Raw genomic sequence first — 21,010 nt, forward strand, 5'->3', positions numbered from 1 at the left:
TCTTACGTTCAACTTCACGGGCGTCGCGAGTTACGAAGCCAGCTTTGCGCAGTGCAGGGCGCAGGGTTTCGTCGTACTGCATCAGAGCGCGAGTGATACCGTGGCGGATTGCGCCAGCCTGGCCACTTACGCCGCCACCGATAACGGTGACGTAGATGTCGAACTTCTCGACGGTGGCGGTCAGCTCCAGCGGCTGACGAACTACCATGCGGGCAGTTTCACGACCGAAGAACACGTCCAGCGAACGGTTGTTGATCGAGATGTTACCAGTACCCGGACGCAGGAAAACGCGAGCGGTTGCGGTCTTGCGACGGCCAGTGCCGTAATTTTGAGTCGCCGACATAATCAACTATTCCGTTAAAACTTCAGTTCTTGGGGCTGTTGAGCAGTATGAGGGTGCACAGCGCCCGCATAGACTTTCAGCTTACGATACATGTCGCGACCCAGCGGGTTCTTCGGCAGCATGCCTTTGACCGCGGTCTCGAGCACGCGCTCAGGAGCCTTGTCGATCAGCTTTTCGAAAGTGATCGATTTGATCCCGCCCGGGAAGCCGGAGTGAGAATAGTAGATCTTGTCGGAAGCTTTGGCACCAGTAACACGCACTTGCTCGGCGTTGATCACGACGATGTAGTCGCCGGTGTCAACGTGAGGGGTGTACTCAGGCTTGTGCTTGCCACGAAGACGGCTCGCGATTTCGGTAGCCAGACGACCCAGGGTCTGGCCAGCGGCGTCGACGACGAACCAGTCGCGCTGAACTGTTTCCGGTTTAGCAGTAAAAGTTTTCATTCTTTATAGCCTCAGGGGCCGCCTGAAAATATGAGACGGCGGAGCTTACTGAACAGTGCATTCCTTGACAAGCCAACAGGGCAGGTCAAAGTCGGCCGGAAACAGACGCTATCGGGGGCTCGGGTCAGCGCGTCCGTATACGGCAGGATCTTCGATGGACGGGGCATCACGCCGGCCATTGAGAGGTGCGCAATTATACAGACTGCACCGATAAGCTCAACCTCAATTTACGGCACTGCACAGCCCTGCTGCAGAGCATTGGCAGCGCTGGCCGTCATCCGGGATCGAGACTGGACAGGGGCGGCAAAACATAAGACGATTCAGCCGCTGTTTGACCACTTTACCTACTATAAGAACAAAAGATCATGCCGATTCAACCAACCGCCGTCCTGCGGCGCGTGAGCATCCTGGCTGTCGACCGGGTGTTCGCCTCGACCCTTATGCAAGCCAAGGATTTCTTTCATCTGGCCAGCCTGCGCTACAGCAAGCAACTGGGCCACGGCATCAAGCCGGCGTTCGAAATTCGTCTGGTGAGCCCCGACGGCCAGCCCGTCAACAGCTTCAGCGATGTCATGATGCCGGTAGACGGCGCCCTGGAGAACAGCGATATCATCGTGCTGCCAGCCTTCTGGGACGATTTCGACGCCCTCAGTCAACGCTACCCGCAGATTCTGCCGTGGCTGCGCGAACAGCATGCCAGGGGCGCGGTGCTCTGCGCCGAAGCCAGCGGGGTGTTCTGGATGGCGGCCACCGGCCTGCTCGATGGCAAAGAGGCAACCACCTACTGGCGCTTCTTCAATGAATTCGCCGAGCGCTTTCCCAGGGTCCAGCTCAATCAGGACAAGCACATCACCGACGCCGACAACCTGTACTGCGCAGGCGGCAGCACCTCGGCGTGCGACTTGTACATCTACCTGATCGAACGCTTCTGCGGGGCCAATGTGGCGCAGGCGGTGGCGCGCGACATTCTGTATGAAGTGCGGCGCAACTATTCACCCGGCCGGATAGGATTTGGCGGGCAAAAGCTGCATCAGGACATGACCATCCTGCAGATCCAGCACTGGCTCGAAGAGCACTTTGCCGACAAATTCCGCTTCGAGGACGTTGCCCGCGAACACGGCATGAGCATCCGTAACTTCATGCGCCGCTTCCAGAGTGCCACCGGCGACAAGCCGCTGCACTACCTGCAACGCCTGCGCATCGAAACCGCCAAGGGCCTGCTGTCGGCTACACGCAAAAGCATCAAGACCATCAGCTACGAAGTCGGCTACGACGACGCCAGCTTCTTCGCCCGCCTGTTCCGCCAACATACCGAACTGTCACCGAATCAATACCGCCAGCAATTCCAGCAGGCAGCTTGAAGACAGCCGTAGGACCGGCTTTAGCCGGGAATGGCGCGCCACCGTTCCCGACTAAAGCGGTTCGCCGCCCGGTCGGTCCTACAAGCTAAGGCTTGTGGGCGCGCGACAGGAATTCGTGGGATTGCATTTCCAGCAAGCGGCTGAGCGTGCGCTGGAACTCAAAGTTCAGGCGGCCACCGGAATACAGGTCCTTGAGCTCGACCTCGGCCGAGATGATCAGCTTGACGTTGCGGTCGTAGAATTCGTCGACCATGTTGATGAACCGGCGGGCGATGTCGTCGGTGGTCACGCTCATCTGCTCGACATTGCTGAGCAACACGGCATGGAAGATCTTGCCCAGTTCGATGTAGTCGTTCTGGCTGCGCGGCCCGTCGCACAGGTCGCGGAAATTGAACCAGGCCACGTCGTCGCAGGTGCGCAGCGCACGAATTTCGCGGTTCTCGATCATCAATACGTCGTTTTCGACGGTTTCTGCGCAATCGGGAGTCAGCGCCTTGAAGCTGGCACGCAGGCTCTCGTGCGCCGCATCGTTGAGCGGAAAGTGGAACAGCTCGGCCTGCTCCAGGTGACGCAGGCGGTAATCGACGCCGCTGTCGACGTTGACCACTTCGGTGTGCAGCTTGATCAGGGCAATGGCCGGCAGGAATCGCGCACGTTGCAAACCGTCCTTGTACAGACCGTCGGGAACGATGTTCGAGGTGGCGACCAGCGAAACGCCATTCTTGAACAGCTCTTCCATCAGCGTGCCGAGAATCATGGCGTCGGTGATGTCGGAGACGAAAAATTCATCGAAGCAGATAACCCGTGCTTCTTCGGAAAAACGCCTGGCGATGACCGTCAGCGGGTTTTTCTCACCCTTGAGGGTCTTCATTTCTTCGTGCACACGCTTCATGAAGCGGTGAAAGTGCGTACGCATTTTCTGCTTGAACGGCAGCGCATCGAAGAATGTGTCGACCAGATAGGTCTTGCCACGCCCTACTCCACCCCAGAAATACAGGCCCTTGACGACCTGCGGTTCTTTCTTGCCAAACAGTTTGCCGAACAGGCCCGGCTTGCTGTCCTGAGCCGCGATCAGGTCTTCGTACAAACGCTGCAAATGACGCACGGCGTTTTCCTGAGCGGCATCATGAAAGAAGTCCGGGCGTTTGAGGTCGGCTTGATATCGTTCTAGGGGCGTGGTCATAGTCATCGGCGGGGGCTGAAAAACGGGCCGTCACTGTAGCGACGGCCTTGGGGAATGGCAATCAGTCCTGTACAGGAGCGAGTGCCAGCTTGAGGGTCTCGATGGCGCTGTCACGCGCGGCAGCGTCGCTGAAAACCGGACTGTCGGCCACGCTCTCACCGTCGAGCCACAGGCTGAAGCGGTCATCGTCGGCACGCAGGTCCAGCTCGCCACCCTGCTGCAATTGCTTGCTTGCTGCACCGGCAGCCTTGCCATCGGCAAAGGCGCGCGACAGCAGCAACTGCTCGCCATCGGCGGCCAGCAGACGGAAGCGGAAGCTGCCGTCTTCGTCACGGAAGCTGACGAAGCGGGCGGTCTTGGCGGCCTTTTTCTTGCCTGCATCGCTGTTCCCGGCGCCCTGCACCGCGCTGCGGAACGAGCGCAGGCCCACCGCTTCACGCAGGGTTTCAAGGAACGGCGTGGCGAGGCTGCGAGCCTTTTGCGCACCGATGAGCAGGATATCTTCCAGATCGGCAGGGCGCGCAATCAACCGTTGATAGGTTTCGCGGGCCTCACCCAGCTCAGTGTCGAGCAGGTTGACCAGACGCGCCTTGGCCTCGCCCCAACCCAGACCATCGAGCAGTTCGGCGCGCAGTGCAGCACTTTGCTCGGGCGTGGAAAACGCCTGATAAAGCGTAAACAGATGCGAGTTGTCAGGATCCTTTGCTTCGCCCGGTGCACGCGAATCGGTAACGATACGCGAGACAGCGTCCTTGAGCTCCTTGCTGCTGCTGAACAGAGGGATGGTGTTGTCGTAGCTTTTCGACATTTTGCGGCCATCCAGGCCCGGCAGCGTGGCAACGCCCTCTTCGATCAACGCTTCGGGCATGGCGAAGAATTCCTTGCCATTGCCGAACAGGTGATTGAAGCGCTGGCCGATGTCACGGGCCATTTCGACGTGCTGGATCTGGTCGCGGCCGACCGGCACCTTGTTGGCGTTGAACATCAGGATGTCGGCCGCCATCAGCACCGGGTAGCTGTACAGGCCCATGCTGATGCCGGCATCCGGGTCTTCACCGGTCTCGACGTTGCGGTCGACCGACGCCTTGTAAGCATGGGCGCGATTGAGCAGCCCCTTGGCCGCAACGCAGGTCAGCAACCAGCACAGCTCCGGAATTTCCGGAATATCGGACTGCCGATAAAACGTCACGCGCTCCACGTCCAGGCCTGCTGCCAGCCAGGTGGCTGCGATTTCCTGACGCGAGCGCTGGATGCGCAGCGGGTCATCGCATTTGATCAGGGCGTGGTAGTCGGCCAGAAAGTAGAACGAGTCGACGCCGGGCTGGCGGCTGGCGACAACCGCCGGGCGGATGGCACCGGCGTAGTTACCCAAATGGGGAGTACCGGTCGTGGTAATGCCGGTCAGGATACGAGTGGTCATGGCAGATCGCTTGAGCAGTGGGCGGTTATCGGTTTGCAAGCCGGGGCATGACCAGATCCTTCAGATCGGTCAGCTTGCCGTGAAAGAAGTGTCCGCATTCTGCCACTTTCAACAGCTCATGGGGACGTTGCAGCGCGCCGAACCATTCATAGACCTGCGCAGGCTCGATGACCTCGTCGGCATCGGGCTGAATGACGGTCAGCGGCGCCTGTTGCGCAAGGTCAGTGTGCGCCTTGAAGCGCCCGGCAGCCGGTGCAATCAGAAACACACGCTCAAGCGCCTCGCCACGCGCTTCCAGCCAGCCACTGAGGCTGCCGGCCACGTAACCACCGAATGAGAAGCCAAACACCGTCAGCGGCAGATCAGGCTGTTGCTCGCGCAGCCACACGGCGACGGCCTGGGCGTCTTCGATCTCTTCAGGGCCTGCCACCGAGGTGCCGGCGCTGGCTCCGACGCCACGATAATTGAAGCGCAAGGTGATCAAACCGGCATCGCGGGCAGCGCGTTGCAGCGTAGAAACCACTTTGTTGAGCATCGTTCCACCCTGAATCGGGTTAGGATGGCAAATCAGCGCCACGCCCCTTGCATCGGGCAGGTCTTGATAAAGGGCTTCGAGCGGACCTTGCGGGCCGTCGATGAAGACTGGGGTTTCGCGCATGGGTAAATAGAACTCCGTGACCCCGAAATGGGTCGACTCGTCTAGCTGAATGTCTGTGGCTGGCATATCGGCGACGCGTCGCGGCTATACAGCGCAGGTTCGAGCCGTTAACGTAAAGCAAAGCCGTTTATAGAGGAAGGACTCGTGGAACACTCGCTCTTAGTTTGGTTGTTGCCGACTCTTGCCCTGGTGGCCGGTGTCGTCATTGGTTTCCTGGTCGCGCGTCTGCTGCCCAACACTGTTCCCAGCAGCACCCAGCGCCAGCTGGATGATGTGCAGGAACGTTTCGACACTTATCAGAATGAGGTGGTCACCCACTTCAACAGCACCGCTACCCTGATTCAGAAGCTCAATCATCAGTATCAGGAAGTTCAGGAACATCTTGCCGAGAGCGCCAATCGCCTTGCCCTTGACGAGTTGACCCGCCAACGTCTGCTGGCCTCGCTGCACCCGGAGGCTCACCAGGCACCACGCGATCGCCTGACCCCGCCACGCTACACCGAGGCGCCGAAAGACTACGCGCCCAAGACGCCGAATGCCCCAGGCATGCTGGACGAGCAATACGGCCTGAAAAAATGATCGCCTGATCGGCCCTACGAAAAAGCCCCCGTGCCGCAAGGCCGGGGGCTTTTTTGTGTCACGCGATTTTGCGAATAGCTTAGATCGCGCCGCGGCTACGCAGCAGGTCCAGGACCTGTTTGACGCCCTCTTCCACGCTCAGGCGCTGGGTGTCGAGCACCAGATCAGCATTGAGCGGCACGTCATACGCGAAGGACTCACCCGGAATGTTGTCGCCACCGGCGGCATACAGGCCTTGCGGGTCACGCTCGCGGCAGACCAGCGGAGAAGCCTGCACGTACACGGTGATCAGACGTTCCTTGCCGATCAGGGCCTTGGCCTGCTCGCGACCTTCGGAATCAGGCGCGACGAAGGCGGCCAGGGTCAGCAGGCCGGCTTCGTTGAACTGACGCGCGACATGCGCGGCGCGGCGCCAGTTCTCGGTACGCCCGGCGCGATCCTGCGGCAGGCCCTTGTTCAGGTCATGACGCAGGTTCTGGCCATCGAGCACGTAGACCGAACGGCCCATGTCGAACAGCTTGCGCTCTACGGCGTAGGCCAGCGTGCTCTTGCCAGCACCGGACAGGCCGCTGAACAACACGGTAGCCGGTTGCTGACCCAGACGCAGGGCGCGCTCTTCGGTCGACACGTGTGCCAGTTTGCCGTGCTGGCCGTGGCTGCCGTGCGGCAGTACCGGCGGCGCGATGATCATGCCGGCACCGACGGTGCCGTTGGTCAGGCGATCAATGACGATGAATGCACCGGTGGTGCGGTTGCTGTCATAGCCGTCCAGCGCAATGGCGGCATCGAGGCTGACCTTGACCCGGCCGATCTCGTTGAGCTGCAAGGCACTGGCAGCGCCGTGCTCCAGGGTGTTCACATCGACCTTGTGGGTGATGCTGGCAATCGAGCCCGGCACATAGCTGGTGGCGCGCTTGATGTCGTACTTCTTGCCCGGCAGCATCGGCTCTTCAGCCATCCACACCAGCATCGCGTCGAACTGGTCGGAGACCGTCGGCACGTTGTCGGCATGCACCAGCAGGTCGCCACGCGAGATGTCGATCTCGTCTTCCATGGTCAGGGTCACGGCCTGGCCGGGGCCGGCCTGCTCCAGCTCGCCTTCATAGGTGACGATGGACTTGACGCGGCTGCTCTTGCCCGACGGCAGGACCACGACTTCGTCGCCCTTGTGCACGATGCCGCTGGCCAGGGTGCCGGCAAAACCACGAAAGTTAAGGTTCGGGCGATTGACGTACTGCACCGGGAAACGCAGGTCGGTGAAGTTACGGTCGGCAGCCACTTCGACGGTTTCGAGGATTTCCATCAACGCGGGACCTGTGTACCACGGCGAACGCTCGCTGCGGTTGACCACGTTATCGCCCTTGAGCGCCGACATCGGCACGAAGTGCAGGCTGCTCGGGTTCAGGTCGATGGCATCGGCGAACTTGAGGTAATCGGCCTTGATCGACTCGAACACCTGCTCATCGAAGCCCTTGAGGTCCATCTTGTTGATGGCCACAACGATGTGCTTGATGCCCAGCAACGAGGCGATGTAGCTGTGCCGACGGGTCTGGGTCTGCACACCGTAGCGGGCGTCGACAAGGATGATCGCCAGGTCGCACGTCGATGCGCCGGTGGCCATGTTGCGGGTGTACTGCTCGTGGCCCGGGGTGTCGGCAATGATGAACTTGCGCTTGGCCGTCGAGAAATAGCGGTACGCCACATCGATGGTAATGCCCTGCTCGCGCTCGGCCTGCAGGCCGTCTACCAGCAGCGCCAGATCGATGTCTTCGCCGGTGGTGCCGACTTTTTTCGAGTCGCGGGTGATGGCCTCGAGGTGATCCTCGTAGATCATCTTCGAGTCGTGCAGCAGACGCCCGATCAGGGTGCTCTTGCCGTCGTCGACGTTGCCACAGGTCAGGAAACGCAACAGCTCCTTGCGCTCGTGCTGGGACAGGTAAGCGAGGATATCCTCGCTGATCAGATCAGATTGGTGCGACATGGGATAACCCTGAAATTTAGAAGTAGCCTTGGCGTTTTTTATCTTCCATGGAGCCTGCACCATCGTGGTCGATGACGCGGCCCTGGCGCTCGGACGTTCGGGTCAGGAGCATTTCCTGGATGATGTCCGTCAGGCTTTCAGCCTCCGACTCGACAGCACCCGTCAACGGGTAGCAGCCTAGGGTACGGAAACGCACCTTCTTCTTGACGATGCGGGCTTTCTCTTCCTCGGAGAGGTGTTCGAGGATGCGCTCGTCGTCGATCATGATCAGGGTGCCGTTCTTCTCGATGACTTCGCGCTCGGCGGCGAAGTACAGCGGCACGATCGGGATGCCTTCGAGGTAGATGTATTGCCAGATGTCCAGCTCGGTCCAGTTCGACAACGGGAACACGCGGATCGACTCGCCTTTGTTGACCTTGCCGTTGTAGACGTTCCACAGCTCGGGACGCTGGTTCTTCGGGTCCCAGCGGTGTTTGCTGTCGCGGAACGAGTAGACGCGCTCTTTGGCCCGGGACTTTTCTTCGTCGCGGCGGGCGCCACCGAAGGCGGCATCGAAGCCATGCTTGTCCAGCGCCTGCTTGAGGCCCTGGGTTTTCATGATGTCAGTGTGCTTGGCACTGCCGTGGGTGAAGGGGTTGATGCCCTGCGCCACACCCTCGGGGTTGACGTGGGTGATCAGTTCCAGGCCCATTTCCTCGACCATCTTGTCGCGGAAGCTGTACATCTCCTGGAATTTCCACCGGGTATCGACATGCATCACCGGAAACGGCAGCTTGCCCGGAAAGAAGGCCTTGCGTGCCAGATGCAGCATCACGGCCGAGTCTTTGCCGATCGAGTACAGCATCACCGGGTTATCGAACTCGGCGGCGACCTCGCGGATGATGTGGATGCTTTCCGCCTCCAGCTGTTTCAGATGCGTCAGTTTGTCAACCATGGCTACTCACGGATTGCATTCGTTGTGGATCGGAATCAGGTAAAACCCAAGTCCCGCGGCGGCCTGCGGGCCGTATTCGAGCCGCGCACTTTATCATGCACGGCAGGCTGTCTTCAGCGAGGCATATAGATCGAAACGATCTAACGATATAGCTTCTCGTTTGGACGCCTACCCCGAAGCGACTTCGCACAGAGCCTAGATCGGGTTGGGGCAGTCGATAAAGGTGTGCTCGACGGCAAAACGTCGGGCCAGGTAATCGCCCAGCGCCTGCACGCCATAGCGCTCGGTGGCGTGATGGCCGGCGGCAATGAAGCTGATGTCGTTTTCGCGGGCACTGTGAAAGGTTTGCTCGGAAGCCTCGCCACTCAGAAACAGGTCGACGCCTTCGGCAATGGCCTGATCGATATAGCCCTGGCCGCCACCGGTGCACCAGCCGACCCGGCGGATCATCGAACTGCCTTCGATCAGCAATGGCTCGCGACCCAGGGCCTCTTGCACACGACGGGCAAAATCACGCGCGCTCAGCGGTTCAGCCAATGAGCCGACCAGCCCCACCACACGCGCGTTCTCGGGATCCAGCGGGCCTTCGACGGTGATATCCAGTTGCCGCGCCAGTTGCACGTTGTTACCGACTTCAGGGTGTACATCCAGCGGCAAGTGGTAAGCCAGCAGGCTGATATCGTGCTTGAGCAGGGTTTTCAGGCGGCGCTGTTTCATGCCCACCACACAAGGGTTCTCGCCCTTCCAGAAATAACCATGGTGAACCAGAACCAGGTCGGCCTGGGCCTCGACGGCGGCATCCAGCAAAGCCTGGCTGGCGGTCACGCCGCTGACAATGCGCATGACCTGGGGACGCCCTTCGACCTGCAGGCCATTGGGGCAGTAATCCTGAATGCGAGCGCTGTTGAGATAGCGATCGGCTTCTTCGACCAGGGTGCTGAGGGCTACGGCCATGTAAAGATTCCTCGATAGGCGGTTCGGCGGCAAGACGACATCATTTATTGCATATGAAGTGCGAGACAGCGCACGCGGTGCTCGTATAATGCCCGCCATTATGGCGCACCCCGCTTGAAAATTTCTGCGCCAGCACCCTCAGGACTTCACTCACATGCTAAAGGCACTGCGCTTTTATGGCTGGCCATTGCTGGCAGGCGTATTGATCGCCCTGCTGATCATCCAGCGCTATCCCCAATGGGTCGGCTTGCCCAGCCTGGATGTCAATCTGCAACAGGCTCCGCAAACCACTCAGTTCGTGCAAGGTCCCGCTTCCTATGCCGACGCCGTCAGTGCGGCGGCGCCCGCAGTGGTCAACCTGTATACCACCAAGGTTTCCAAGACCAATCCGCTGTTCGAAGACCCGCAGTTCCGGCGCTTTTTCGGCGACAACCAGCCCAAGCAGAAACGCATGGAGTCCAGCCTGGGGTCTGGGGTCGTGATGAGCCCGGAAGGCTACATCCTGACCAACAACCACGTCACCAGTGGCGCCGATCAGATTATCGTGGCGCTCAAGGATGGTCGGGAAACCATTGGCCGGGTCATCGGCAGCGACCCGGAAACCGACCTTGCAGTGCTCAAGATCGACCTGAAGAATGTGCCTGCAATGACCATCGCCCGCTCCGACAGTATCCGCATCGGTGATGTCGCGCTGGCCATCGGCAACCCGTTCGGGGTCGGTCAGACGGTGACCATGGGCATCATCAGCGCCACCGGGCGCAACCAGCTGGGCCTGAATACCTATGAAGACTTCATCCAGACCGACGCGGCGATCAACCCCGGCAACTCCGGCGGCGCACTGGTCGATGCCAGCGGCAACCTGACCGGCATCAACACAGCGATCTTCTCCAAGTCCGGCGGTTCGCAAGGCATCGGCTTCGCCATTCCGACCAAACTGGCGATGGAGGTCATGAAGTCGATCGTCGAACATGGCCAGGTCATTCGTGGCTGGCTGGGGATCGAGGTACAGCCGCTGACAGCGGAACTGGCCGAGTCGTTTGGCTTGAAGGATCGGCCAGGCATCGTGGTGTCGGGAATTTTCCGCGACGGCCCCGCGCAGAAAGCCGGCCTGCAATTGGGCGATGTGATTCTGGCGATCAATGGCGAGCCTGCCAGCGATGGGCGGCGCTCGATGAATCAGGTGGCGCGCACCCGTCCCAAGGACAAGGTTGCCATCAACGTGATGCGCAACAACAAGGAAATTCGCCTGAGCGCCGAAGTGGGCATTCGCCCGCCTCCGGCGCCGGCTGCAACGCAGCAACCTGCGGAATAATCAAATAGCGCTCAACCCATCCAGCAACGCCTGATTTTGTTCAGGCGTGCCGATGCTGATACGCAGGAACTGAGCAATCCGTTCCTGCTTGAAGTGGCGCACGATCACGCCCTGCTCACGCAATGTTGCTGCCAGACCGGCCGCGTCGTGCTGCGGGTGACGGGCGAAGATGAAGTTGGCTGCCGACGGCAGCACTTCAAAGCCCTTGCCGCGCAATTGCTCGACCAAGGCTTCGCGACTGGCAATCACCGCGTTGCGGGTAGTATCGAAGTGCTCTTTGTCTTCGAAAGCCGCCGCCGCGCCGACGATGGCCAGCCGATCCAACGGGTAGGAGTTGAAGCTGTTCTTGACCCGTTCCAGCGCCTCGATCAGGTCTGGATGGCCCACCGCAAGCCCGACCCGCAGCCCGGCCAGCGAACGCGATTTGGACAGGGTCTGGGTGACCAGCAGGTTCGGGTAGCGCTGCACCAGGCCGATCGCCGTTTCGCCGCCGAAATCGATGTACGCCTCGTCGACCACGACCACCGAGTCGGGGCTGGCCTTGAGAATCTGCTCGACCGCGTCCAGCGCCAGCAGGCAGCCAGTCGGCGCGTTCGGGTTGGGGAAGATGATCCCGCCGTTAGGCCGCGCATAGTCTTGCGGGCGAATCTGGAAGTGCTCGTCCAGCGCGACGGTTTCGTGTTTCACGCCGTACAGGCCGCAGTACACCGGGTAGAAGCTGTAGCTGATGTCCGGAAACAACAACGGCAGATCGTGCTGGAACAGACCATAGAAGATGTGCGCCAGGACTTCGTCAGAGCCGTTACCAAGAAACACGTGGCTCGCCGGCACCTGGTAGTAACTGGCCACAGCCTGCTTGAGCAGGTCACTGTTGGGGTCCGGGTACAGACGCAGGTTGTCGCCAAGCTCTGCGCGCATCGCTTCCAGCGCCTTGGGCGACGGGCCGTATGGGTTTTCGTTGGTGTTGAGCTTGACCAGCTTGCTCAGCTTGGGCTGCTCGCCCGGCACATACGGCACCAGGCTTTTGACGAAGGGACTCCAGAATTTGCTCATGTTATTCGCCTTGCTCGGTGCGTACGGGTTGCCAGTCGGTGTCGGTGATGCGGTATTCGGCACTGCGCGCATGGCCGCTCAGCGACTCGCCACGCGCCAGCACCGAGGCGGTCTTGCCCAGCTCCGATGCGCCTTGCGGCGAACAGAAGATGATCGAAGAGCGCTTCTGGAAATCATAAACGCCCAGCGGTGACGAAAACCGCGCAGTGCCGGAGGTCGGCAGAACGTGATTGGGGCCCGCGCAATAATCGCCCAGCGCCTCGCTGGTGTGGCGACCCATGAAGATCGCACCAGCGTGGCGAATCTGTGGCAGCCAGGCTTGCGGGTCTTCGACCGACAGCTCCAGGTGCTCCGGTGCAATGCGGTTGGCGACATCGATGGCCTGTTGCATGTCAGCCACCTTGATCAGCGCGCCACGGCCATTGATCGAGGTCTCGATGATCGTGGCGCGGTCCATGGTCGGCAGCAGCTTGTCGATGCTGGCCGCAACGCGGTCGAGGAACTCGCCGTCAGGGCTGACCAGAATCGACTGCGCGTCCTCATCGTGCTCGGCCTGGGAGAACAGGTCCATGGCGATCCAGTCCGGATCGGTCTGACCATCGCAGACCACCAGAATCTCCGAGGGACCGGCGATCATGTCGATACCGACCTGACCAAACACATGGCGCTTGGCAGTCGCCACATAGATATTGCCGGGGCCGACGACCTTGTCGACCCTGGGCACGCTTTCTGTGCCGTAGGCCAGTGCCGCCACAGCCTGGGCGCCACCGATGGTGAACACCCGGTCGACGCCGGCGATGCAGGCTGCCGCCAGCACCAGCTCGTTGATTTCGCCACGCGGGGTAGGCACCACCATCACCACTTCAGTGACGCCGGCTACCTTGGCCGGAATCGCGTTCATCAGCACCGATGAGGGGTACGACGCCTTGCCGCCCGGCACATACAGGCCGGCGCGGTCCAGCGGAGTGACCTTCTGGCCCAGCACCGTGCCGTCGGCTTCGGTGTAGCTCCAGGAGTCCTGCTTCTGCTTTTCGTGATAGCTGCGTACCCGCTCGGCCGCGACTTCCAGCGCCTGGCGCTGGGCATCGGTGATCCGGGTCAAGGCCAGTTCGAGGCGTTCACGGGGCAGGATCAGGTCGGCCATCGAGGCCACTTCAAGCGCGTCGAAGCGCTGGGTGAACTCCACCAGCGCCGCATCGCCACGCTCACGCACGGCCTTGATGATGTCCAGCACCCGCTGGTTGACCGAGTCGTCGGACACGCTTTCCCAGCTCAGCAGATGATCCAGATGTCGAGCGAAATCCGGGTCGGCAGCATCGAGTCGGCGTATTGCAGTGGACGTGGTCATAGCGAGGGCCTCAGTAATTGGCGGATGCTCAGGTGCCATAAGCTACCAAGCTATCCGCGCTGACACCTGAGAAATTTGGCTATGACACGGATAGCTGGGCGCGGCTTGATGCCGCGCGAAAGATCAGCCGTGGTGTCGGGATTCGACGGCCTGGCGCAGGGTATCGATAAGGGCCTGGATGCGCGCATGCTGCATCTTCATGGAAGCCTTGTTGACCACCAGACGCGAACTGATGTGCGCGATCATTTCCTGGGGTTCAAGGCCATTGGCGCGCAGGGTGTTGCCGGTGTCGACAACGTCGATGATCTTGTCGGCAAGACCGATCAGCGGTGCCAGCTCCATCGAGCCATACAGCTTGATGATGTCGACCTGACGACCCTGTTCGGCGTAATAGCGCTTGGCGACATTGACGAACTTGGTGGCCACCCGCAGGCGCCCTTTTGGCTCGACAGCGCCGATGGCACCGGCCGTCATCAGCTTGCAGCGGGCGATGTTCAGGTCCAGCGGCTCGTACAGCCCCTGGCCACCGTACTCCATCAGCACGTCCTTGCCGGCGACACCCAGGTCGGCAGCACCGTGCTCGACATAGGTCGGCACGTCGGTGGCGCGCACGATCAACAGGCGAACATCGTCCTGGGTCGTGGGAATGATGAGCTTGCGGCTCTTGTCCGGATTCTCGGTCGGCACGATACCGGCTGCGGCGAGCAGCGGCAGGGTGTCATCGAGGATACGGCCCTTGGACAGTGCGATGGTCAGCATGGAAAACGTAAGTCCTTATCAGGAAACTCATGCCCTGGTGCTAAATCCCAGAGCCTGCCCGGTCTGTACACGTGCAAAACGCAACCGACCGGGTGACGCATTAGAAATCACACCGGCGTACAAAGCAACGGCCCCGATGGGGCCGCTGATGTTAACCGGGAACCGTTAGCCCGGAACGCGACGAATCTTGGCGCCCAGCATTTGCAGTTTTTCTTCGATGCATTCGTAGCCGCGATCTATGTGGTAGATGCGGTCGATCAGCGTATCGCCTTCAGCGACCAGCGCCGAAATCACCAGGCTGGCAGACGCCCGCAGGTCGGTGGCCATGACCGGCGCACCTTTGAGCACGTCGGTACCGGTCACGATGGCAGTGTTACCTTCGACCTGGATCTGCGCGCCCATGCGATGCATTTCGTACACGTGCATGAAGCGGTTTTCGAAGATCGTTTCGATCACCGCACCGGTGCCTTCGGCAATGGCGTTGAGCGAGATGAACTGCGCCTGCATGTCGGTCGGGAACGCAGGGTACGGCGCGGTGCGGATGTTGACCGCTTTCGGACGACGGCCGTGCATGTTCAGCTCGATCCAGTCTTCACCGGTCGTAACCTCGGCGCCGGCTTCCTGCAACTTGAGCAATACAGCCTCAAGGATGGTCGGATCGGTGTCCTTGACCTTGACACGACCGCCAGTGGCGGCAGCGGCGACCAGGTAGGTGCCGGTCTCGATACGGTCGGGCATGACCCGGTAGGTCGCCGAATGCAGACGCTCGACGCCATCGATGGTGATGGTGTCGGTGCCGGCGCCCTGGATTTTGGCACCCATGGCGATCAGGAAGTTCGCCAGGTCGACGACTTCAGGTTCGCGCGCAGCGTTCTGCAGAACCGAACGGCCTTTGGCCAGGCTGGCGGCCATCATGATGTTCTCGGTACCGGTCACACTGACGGTATCGAAGAAGAAGTTGGCACCGCGCAGGCCGCCTTCCGGCGCCTTGGCCTTGATGTAGCCACCGTCGACGTCGATGATCGCGCCCATGGCTTCAAGGCCACGGATGTGCAGGTCGACAGGACGCGAGCCGATCGCGCAACCACCAGGCAGTGCCACTTCGGCCTCGCCGAAACGGGCAACCATCGGGCCCAGTACCAGGATCGAGGCGCGCATGGTTTTCACCAGTTCGTACGGCGCGATCAGGGTCTTGATGGTGCGCGGGTCGATCTCGACGCTGAGTTTCTCGTCGATCACCGGCTCAATGCCCATGCGCCCGAACAGCTCGATCATGGTCGTGATGTCGTGCAGGTGCGGCAGGTTCTGGACCGTGACCGGCCCATCGGCCAGCAGCGTGGCGGAAAGAATCGGCAGGGCCGAGTTCTTGGCTCCGGAAATGCGGATTTCGCCGTCCAGACGGACGCCGCCAGTAATAATCAGTTTGTCCATTGCTATCTCGACACCCGTAAGGTCAGGCGCGCTCGGCCCAGGCCGCGCTGCTGAAGAATTTCATAGTGACCGCATGGATGCTGCCATCGGCGATCCAGGGGTTCAGATGTGTGTAGATGTGTTGCTGACGCTTGACGGGGCTCAATGCGGCCAGCTCGTCACTGATGATATTCAGCTGAAAGTTGCAGCCTTCGCCTTCGACTTCCACTTTGATATCGGGCAGCTTTCCTTCAAGGAAGCTTTTCACTTCGACAGCCTGCATGCTTAACCTCGTTCGGCGCTCGGTGCGCGCGGGTCGGCCATGATACAAAAAAGCCCTTGCAATGCGAACCCTGATGACAGGGCCGCGACAAAGGGCACCCCAAGGGGCATTCGATCAGGCACTTAAGGATAATGAGTCAAAAAGCTCGACGACGCTGGAGACTTCGGCGATCTTGCGCATATCGTCGGGCAGTGAGTGAACACTGACCGACTTGCCCGCCGCATGGGCATCGCGAATGAACCCCAGCAGCAGGGCCAGGCCAACGCTGCTGGATTTTTCGACACCGGAACAATCGATGACCAGCGTCTCCAGGTTACTGGAGCGGATCAGCGCCGCGCCCTGCTTGCGCAGCTGCGGCCCGGTCAGGTAATCGAGCACACCGACCAGTCGCAGCTCACCGGCACCGACCAGACGCACGGCCGACTCGGTCATTGCGGCGCCTTTTGTGTCGCTTCGTCGGTCACTTCCTTGGCCTTGGCCACTTCGCCGGCCCAGCCGTCGATGGTCTTGTCCAGGTTGTTGCCGTTACGCTGCATGGCATCGGCGAACTGATCGCGGAACAGCTTGCCGATGTTGATGCCATTGATGATGACGTTACGCACCTTCCACTGACCGGCGACTTTTTCCAGGGTGTAGGAAACAGGGTAGTTGGCACCATTGGTACCTTTTACCTGCATATCGACACTGGTACGGTCGCCACTTTCGTCCTTGGCCGGCGCCACGGTGATGCCCTGGTTGTTGTATTCCAGCAGGGCATTGCCATAGAACTGCATCAGGCTGCGCTTGAAGTTTTCCTGGAAGCGCTGCATCTGCGCAGGCGTGGCATTGCGTGAATACTTGACGGTCATGATGCTGCGCGAAATGCCATCGGCATCCACCACAGGACCGACGATGCGATTCAATGCGTCATAGAACTGGTTGGGATTGGCCTTGTACTGCTCTTTGTTGGCAGACAGGTCACTGAGCAAGTCGCGCGTGGTGCGCTCCACCAGGTCGTGAGCCGACGGCGCTGCTGCCGCACTGGCCAGCAGCGGCACCATGGCCAGCAGAACCAGCAGACCGCGACGCAAGATAGAAATCATGGGAAAGCTCCTCATTTGGCCTCTTTACTCACTGTATTGAGCAGGAATTTACCGATCAGGTCCTCAAGCACCAGCGACGACTGGGTGTCGTGAATCGTGCCGCCATCCTTGAGCAAGCCTTCATCGCCGCCCACGCTGATACCGATATATTTCTCACCCAGCAGGCCCGCCGTCAGGATCGACGCGGTGGAATCGAGCGGCAGGTTATCGACCTTCTTCTGGACTTCCAGGGTCACCCGACCGGTAAAGGTGTCACGATCCAGATCGATCGCCGTCACCCGACCAATGGTCACACCCGCCATGCTGACTTTTGCTCTGACAGTCAAACCGGCGATATTGTCGAAGTAGGCATAAAGTTTATAGGTGTCGGTGGTCGCACTGGCGCTCAGGCCACTGACACGCAACGCCAGCAGGAGCAGAGCCAGAATGCCGGCCAGCAGGAACAGGCCGACACCGGTTTCGATGGCGCGGTTTTGCATCAGAAATCTCCAAACATCAAGGCGGTCAGAATAAAGTCCAGGCCAAGCACAGCCAGGGATGCGTACACCACAGTCCTTGTCGTGGCCCGACCGATCCCCTCGGAGGTGGGATCGCAATCGTACCCCTGGAATACCGCGATCCAGGTCACTACCAAGGCAAATACGACGCTTTTAAGAACGCCATTGAGCACATCGTCAACGAAAGAAACACTGTTCTGCATGTTGGACCAGAAAGATCCCTCATAGACTCCCAGCCAGTCGATGGCCACCCACGAGCCGCCCCAGATACCAACCACGCTGAAGATCACAGTCAGGATCGGCAACGAGATGAAGCCAGCCCACAAGCGTGGCGCAACGATATATTTGAGGGGATCGACGCCGATCATTTCCAGGCTCGACAGTTGCTCGGTGGCCTTCATGTTGCCGATCTCGGCAGTCAGTGCAGAGCCTGCCCGACCGGCGAACAACAAGGCGGCGACCACAGGAGCCAGTTCGCGCAGCAGGGTCAGGGCCACCATTTGCCCTACTGCCTGCTCGGAGCCGTATTTGGTCAGGATGCTGAAGCCCTGCAAGGCCAGCACCATGCCGATGAACATGCCCGATACGACAATGATCACCAGCGACAGCACACCGACCGAGTACAGTTGCCGGACCAGCAACTGAAAGCCGCCGCTGACGTTGCCACGCCCCAGCAGGGCGTTGACCAGAAAAATGCCGGAGCGCCCCATTACCGTAACGATATCGATGGCCGAGCGCCCGAGCAGGCGGACGCGATCCATGACTGATTTGTTGCGCATCAGCGCTTCCCCAACAGGTCTTCGCGAAAATCCGGCGCGGGATAATGAAATGGCACCGGACCATCCGGCTCGCCGGTCATGAACTGACGGATGCGCGGGTTATCCGAGCCCATCAATTCTTCAGGTGTGCCCTGCCCCAGTACCTGGCCGTCGCCCACCACATAGATGTAGTCGGCAATGCTCGCAGTCTCGGTCAGGTCGTGCGACACCACGATACTGGTGATACCCAGCGCGTCGTTCAACAGCCGGATCAGGCGCACCAGAACCCCCATGGCGATCGGGTCCTGACCGACGAAGGGTTCGTCGTACATGAGAATCTGCGGGTCCAGGGCAATGGCCCGGGCCAGCGCCACGCGCCGCTTCATGCCCCCGGACAACTCGTCGGGCATCAGTTCGACCGCACCGCGCAAGCCCACCGCCTGCAACTTCAACAGCACGATGTCGCGGATCATGTCTTCGGGCAACTGGGTATGGACGCGCAAAGGAAAAGCCACGTTCTCGAACACATCCAGGTCAGTGAACAGCGCACCGCTCTGGAACAGGACGCCCATCTGCTTGCGGGCATCGAACAGATCGCCACGCGACAGCTGGGGCAGGTTCTGGCCGTTGACCCACACTTCTCCGGCATCGGGACGCAACTGGGCACCCATCAGGCGCAGCAGCGTGGTCTTGCCACACCCTGACGGCCCCATGATCCCGGTTACCTTGCCCCGTGGAATACGGATATCGACATCACTGAAAATATTGCGGGCACCGCGTTTGAAGGTAACGCCCTTCAACTCGACCGCATACGCGTCATCGGCACTCATTTAAACTCCTAGCGATACGGTCTCATCCCTGCGCATGACCGCTGCGCCTGAGGCTTGGATGGCAGGGTCGGGCCGGACAAGCCGCGAACTATACCACCGCAGTATCGTGCCACCCAAGCGCAGAACCGACGTCCAGTGCTTGTGTTCACATGCTGTTACGATGCAGGTCAGACACCTCGACACGCATGGCGGTTTCCCGACAAGCATACAATTGCACATCGCTGCAGCGATCAGAGTGTGAGCGCAGGCGATATTACGGCTATAATCCTTGGCTTTTCCCAAGCTGACCAATTTCAGACATGAGCTCAACCAGCGACCTGATTCATTCCGCACAGCGCACCATCCGCCTCGAAATAGAAGCTATCAACGGTCTGCTGAGGCACATCGACGCTGACTTCGTGCGTGCCTGCGAACTGATTCTGGCCAGCAAGGGCCGCGTGGTCGTGGTCGGCATGGGCAAGTCCGGGCATATCGGCCGCAAGATCGCCGCCACCCTGGCCAGCACCGGCACGACAGCGTTTTTCGTGCATCCTGCCGAAGCCAGCCACGGCGACATGGGTATGATTACCCGCGACGATGTGATCCTGGCCCTGTCCAACTCAGGCACCACCAGCGAGATCGTCACCCTGCTGCCGCTGATCAAGCGCCTGGGCATCCGCATGATCAGCCTGACCGGCAACCCTGAGTCGACGCTGGCCCGTGCGGCCGACGTCAATCTCAACGCGCATGTCGAGCAGGAAGCCTGCCCGCTGAACCTGGCCCCGACCTCCTCGACCACCGCCGCACTGGTGATGGGCGATGCCCTGGCCGTGGCCCTGCTCGATGCCCGTGGCTTTACCGCCGAAGACTTTGCCTTTTCGCACCCCGGCGGCGCTCTGGGCCGGCGTTTGCTGCTCAAGGTCGAACATGTGATGCACAGTGGCGATGCCTTGCCCAAAGTGCAGCGCGGCACGCCACTGCGCGATGCCTTGCTGGAAATGACCCACAAGGGCCTGGGCATGACCGCGATCCTTGAAGATGACGGCAGACTGGCAGGCGTCTTCACTGATGGTGACCTGCGCCGCACTCTGGACCGCCCGCTCGACATTCGCCAGATCACCATCGACGAAGTCATGACCGTGCACGGCAAGACTGCACACGCCGATATGCTGGCCGCCGAAGCCCTGAAAATCATGGAAGACCACAAGATCAGTGCCCTGATCGTGGTCGACGAAGAAGACCGCCCGACAGGCGCTTTCAACCTGCAAGACCTCCTGCGCGCAGGAGTCATGTAATGGAGAACCGGACCATGAGCGACGAACTGCTGCAACGCGCCAGCAAGATCAAGCTGGCAATCTTCGATGTCGACGGCGTACTGACCGACGGCCGCCTGTACTTCCTGGAGGACGGCAGCGAATTCAAGACGTTCAACACCCTGGACGGTCATGGCATCAAGATGCTGATTGCCTCGGGTGTCGATACCGCAATCATCAGCGGGCGCAAGACCCCACTGGTCGAGCGCCGCGCGAAAAACCTGGGCATTGCTCACCTGTTCCAGGGCCGCGAAGACAAACTGGTCGTGCTTGACCAGTTGCTCGGTGAATTGAACCTGAGCTACGAACAAGTCGCCTATCTGGGTGACGATCTGCCAGACTTGCCGGTGATTCGTCGTGTTGGCCTGGGCATGGCCGTGGCCAATGCGGCTACTTTTGTTCGCCAGCACGCTCATGGCGTGACCAGCGCCAGGGGTGGCGAAGGTGCAGCTCGCGAGTTCTGCGAACTGATCCTCAACGCCCAGGGCAACCTTGAAGCGGCCAACGCCGCCTACCTGTAGACATTGCTC

The 21,010-nt window shown here is 60.4% G+C and carries 23 protein-coding genes; 5 read left to right on the forward strand and 18 right to left on the reverse strand.

All coding sequences use genetic code 11. The annotated features are described in order from the left end of the window. Together rpsI and rplM are read right to left on the reverse strand one after the other, a co-directional pair. On the reverse strand, positions 1–343 hold a 343-nt coding region (gene rpsI / locus ACYP2A_RS30745; protein ID WP_459749682.1), incomplete at its 3' end, for a 30S ribosomal protein S9. 14 nt (positions 344–357) lie between these two features. After that, positions 358–786: a 50S ribosomal protein L13 gene (rplM, locus tag ACYP2A_RS30750; RefSeq protein WP_056834193.1), complete on the reverse strand. Its 429-nt coding sequence runs from the start codon at positions 784–786 to the stop codon at positions 358–360. 464 nt (positions 787–1,250) lie between these two features. Here rplM and ACYP2A_RS30755 point away from each other — a divergent pair, with 464 nt between their 5' ends. Then, positions 1,251–2,147 (forward strand): GlxA family transcriptional regulator, encoded by an 897-nt coding sequence (locus tag ACYP2A_RS30755; protein ID WP_459749851.1) that lies wholly within the window; start codon positions 1,251–1,253, stop codon positions 2,145–2,147. A gap of 85 nt (positions 2,148–2,232) precedes the next feature. Here ACYP2A_RS30755 and zapE read toward each other — a convergent pair whose 3' ends face one another. The 3 genes from zapE to ACYP2A_RS30770 all read right to left on the reverse strand — a co-directional run bounded on the left by zapE (position 2,233) and on the right by ACYP2A_RS30770 (position 5,408). Further along, positions 2,233–3,330: a cell division protein ZapE gene (zapE, locus tag ACYP2A_RS30760; protein WP_459749683.1), complete on the reverse strand. Its 1,098-nt coding sequence runs from the start codon at positions 3,328–3,330 to the stop codon at positions 2,233–2,235. Between the two features lie 61 nt (positions 3,331–3,391). Then, positions 3,392–4,750, reverse strand: a complete 1,359-nt coding sequence (locus ACYP2A_RS30765) for a tryptophan--tRNA ligase (RefSeq protein ID WP_459749684.1) — start codon at positions 4,748–4,750, stop codon at positions 3,392–3,394. A 25-nt stretch (positions 4,751–4,775) separates the two neighbouring features. Continuing rightward, complete coding sequence (locus ACYP2A_RS30770) at positions 4,776–5,408, reverse strand: alpha/beta hydrolase (RefSeq protein ID WP_459749685.1); 633 nt, start codon at positions 5,406–5,408, stop codon at positions 4,776–4,778. Between the two features lie 144 nt (positions 5,409–5,552). Here ACYP2A_RS30770 and ACYP2A_RS30775 point away from each other — a divergent pair, with 144 nt between their 5' ends. Then, the gene (locus tag ACYP2A_RS30775) at positions 5,553–5,987 is read left to right on the forward strand and encodes a Z-ring associated ZapG family protein (RefSeq protein WP_459749686.1); all 435 of its coding nucleotides are present in this window, start codon (positions 5,553–5,555) and stop codon (positions 5,985–5,987) included. 79 nt (positions 5,988–6,066) lie between these two features. Here the strand turns inward: ACYP2A_RS30775 and cysN are convergent, their stop codons facing one another. The 3 genes from cysN to ACYP2A_RS30790 form a co-directional block, all read right to left on the reverse strand. Next, positions 6,067–7,968, reverse strand: coding sequence for a sulfate adenylyltransferase subunit CysN (cysN, locus tag ACYP2A_RS30780; protein ID WP_459749687.1), 1,902 nt, complete (start codon positions 7,966–7,968; stop codon positions 6,067–6,069). Between the two features lie 16 nt (positions 7,969–7,984). Beyond that, positions 7,985–8,902 carry a sulfate adenylyltransferase subunit CysD gene (gene cysD / locus ACYP2A_RS30785; RefSeq protein WP_459749688.1) on the reverse strand — a complete coding sequence of 306 codons (918 nt, stop codon included), beginning with the start codon at positions 8,900–8,902 and terminating at the stop codon, positions 7,985–7,987. Between the two features lie 195 nt (positions 8,903–9,097). Further along, positions 9,098–9,856, reverse strand: a complete 759-nt coding sequence (locus ACYP2A_RS30790; RefSeq protein ID WP_459749689.1) for a Nif3-like dinuclear metal center hexameric protein — start codon at positions 9,854–9,856, stop codon at positions 9,098–9,100. A 154-nt stretch (positions 9,857–10,010) separates the two neighbouring features. Between ACYP2A_RS30790 and algW the strand changes: the two genes are divergently transcribed. Beyond that, positions 10,011–11,168, forward strand: a complete 1,158-nt coding sequence (gene algW, locus ACYP2A_RS30795) for a Do family serine endopeptidase AlgW (protein ID WP_459749690.1) — start codon at positions 10,011–10,013, stop codon at positions 11,166–11,168. On the opposite strand, the gene hisC is transcribed toward algW, so the two are convergent. From hisC to ACYP2A_RS30845, 10 genes are all read right to left on the reverse strand, one after another. Then, entirely contained in the window at positions 11,169–12,221 is a 1,053-nt protein-coding gene (gene hisC, locus ACYP2A_RS30800) for a histidinol-phosphate transaminase (RefSeq protein WP_459749691.1), read from the reverse strand. It lies immediately after the preceding gene. 1 nt (position 12,222) lies between these two features. Then, complete coding sequence (hisD, locus tag ACYP2A_RS30805; protein WP_459749692.1) at positions 12,223–13,569, reverse strand: histidinol dehydrogenase; 1,347 nt, start codon at positions 13,567–13,569, stop codon at positions 12,223–12,225. Positions 13,570–13,692: 123 nt separating this feature from the next. Continuing rightward, on the reverse strand, positions 13,693–14,328 hold the full coding sequence (gene hisG, locus ACYP2A_RS30810; RefSeq protein WP_109511392.1) for an ATP phosphoribosyltransferase: 636 nt from the start codon (positions 14,326–14,328) through the stop codon (positions 13,693–13,695). 165 nt (positions 14,329–14,493) lie between these two features. Further along, positions 14,494–15,759 (reverse strand): UDP-N-acetylglucosamine 1-carboxyvinyltransferase, encoded by a 1,266-nt coding sequence (murA, locus tag ACYP2A_RS30815; protein WP_459749693.1) that lies wholly within the window; start codon positions 15,757–15,759, stop codon positions 14,494–14,496. A 22-nt stretch (positions 15,760–15,781) separates the two neighbouring features. Beyond that, positions 15,782–16,021: a BolA family protein gene (locus ACYP2A_RS30820; RefSeq protein ID WP_459749694.1), complete on the reverse strand. Its 240-nt coding sequence runs from the start codon at positions 16,019–16,021 to the stop codon at positions 15,782–15,784. A gap of 114 nt (positions 16,022–16,135) precedes the next feature. Further along, positions 16,136–16,453, reverse strand: a complete 318-nt coding sequence (locus ACYP2A_RS30825) for an STAS domain-containing protein (protein ID WP_459749695.1) — start codon at positions 16,451–16,453, stop codon at positions 16,136–16,138. Further along, positions 16,450–17,103, reverse strand: coding sequence for an MlaC/ttg2D family ABC transporter substrate-binding protein (locus tag ACYP2A_RS30830; RefSeq protein WP_459749696.1), 654 nt, complete (start codon positions 17,101–17,103; stop codon positions 16,450–16,452). Before ACYP2A_RS30830 ends, ACYP2A_RS30825 begins: the two co-directional genes overlap by 4 nt. An 11-nt stretch (positions 17,104–17,114) precedes the next feature. Then, positions 17,115–17,582: an outer membrane lipid asymmetry maintenance protein MlaD gene (mlaD, locus tag ACYP2A_RS30835; protein ID WP_459749697.1), complete on the reverse strand. Its 468-nt coding sequence runs from the start codon at positions 17,580–17,582 to the stop codon at positions 17,115–17,117. Beyond that, positions 17,582–18,379: a lipid asymmetry maintenance ABC transporter permease subunit MlaE gene (gene mlaE / locus ACYP2A_RS30840; protein WP_459749698.1), complete on the reverse strand. Its 798-nt coding sequence runs from the start codon at positions 18,377–18,379 to the stop codon at positions 17,582–17,584. Before mlaE ends, mlaD begins: the two co-directional genes overlap by 1 nt. Beyond that, positions 18,379–19,188 (reverse strand): ATP-binding cassette domain-containing protein, encoded by an 810-nt coding sequence (locus ACYP2A_RS30845; protein WP_459749699.1) that lies wholly within the window; start codon positions 19,186–19,188, stop codon positions 18,379–18,381. Before ACYP2A_RS30845 ends, mlaE begins: the two co-directional genes overlap by 1 nt. A 299-nt stretch (positions 19,189–19,487) precedes the next feature. Here ACYP2A_RS30845 and ACYP2A_RS30850 point away from each other — a divergent pair, with 299 nt between their 5' ends. Together ACYP2A_RS30850 and kdsC are read left to right on the forward strand one after the other, a co-directional pair. Continuing rightward, on the forward strand, positions 19,488–20,462 hold the full coding sequence (locus ACYP2A_RS30850) for a KpsF/GutQ family sugar-phosphate isomerase (RefSeq protein ID WP_459749700.1): 975 nt from the start codon (positions 19,488–19,490) through the stop codon (positions 20,460–20,462). A gap of 14 nt (positions 20,463–20,476) precedes the next feature. Continuing rightward, the gene (gene kdsC, locus ACYP2A_RS30855) at positions 20,477–21,001 is read left to right on the forward strand and encodes a 3-deoxy-manno-octulosonate-8-phosphatase KdsC (protein ID WP_459749701.1); all 525 of its coding nucleotides are present in this window, start codon (positions 20,477–20,479) and stop codon (positions 20,999–21,001) included. The last annotated feature ends 9 nt before the right edge of the window (positions 21,002–21,010 follow it).

Source organism: Pseudomonas sp. 3A(2025) (assembly GCF_054589175.1).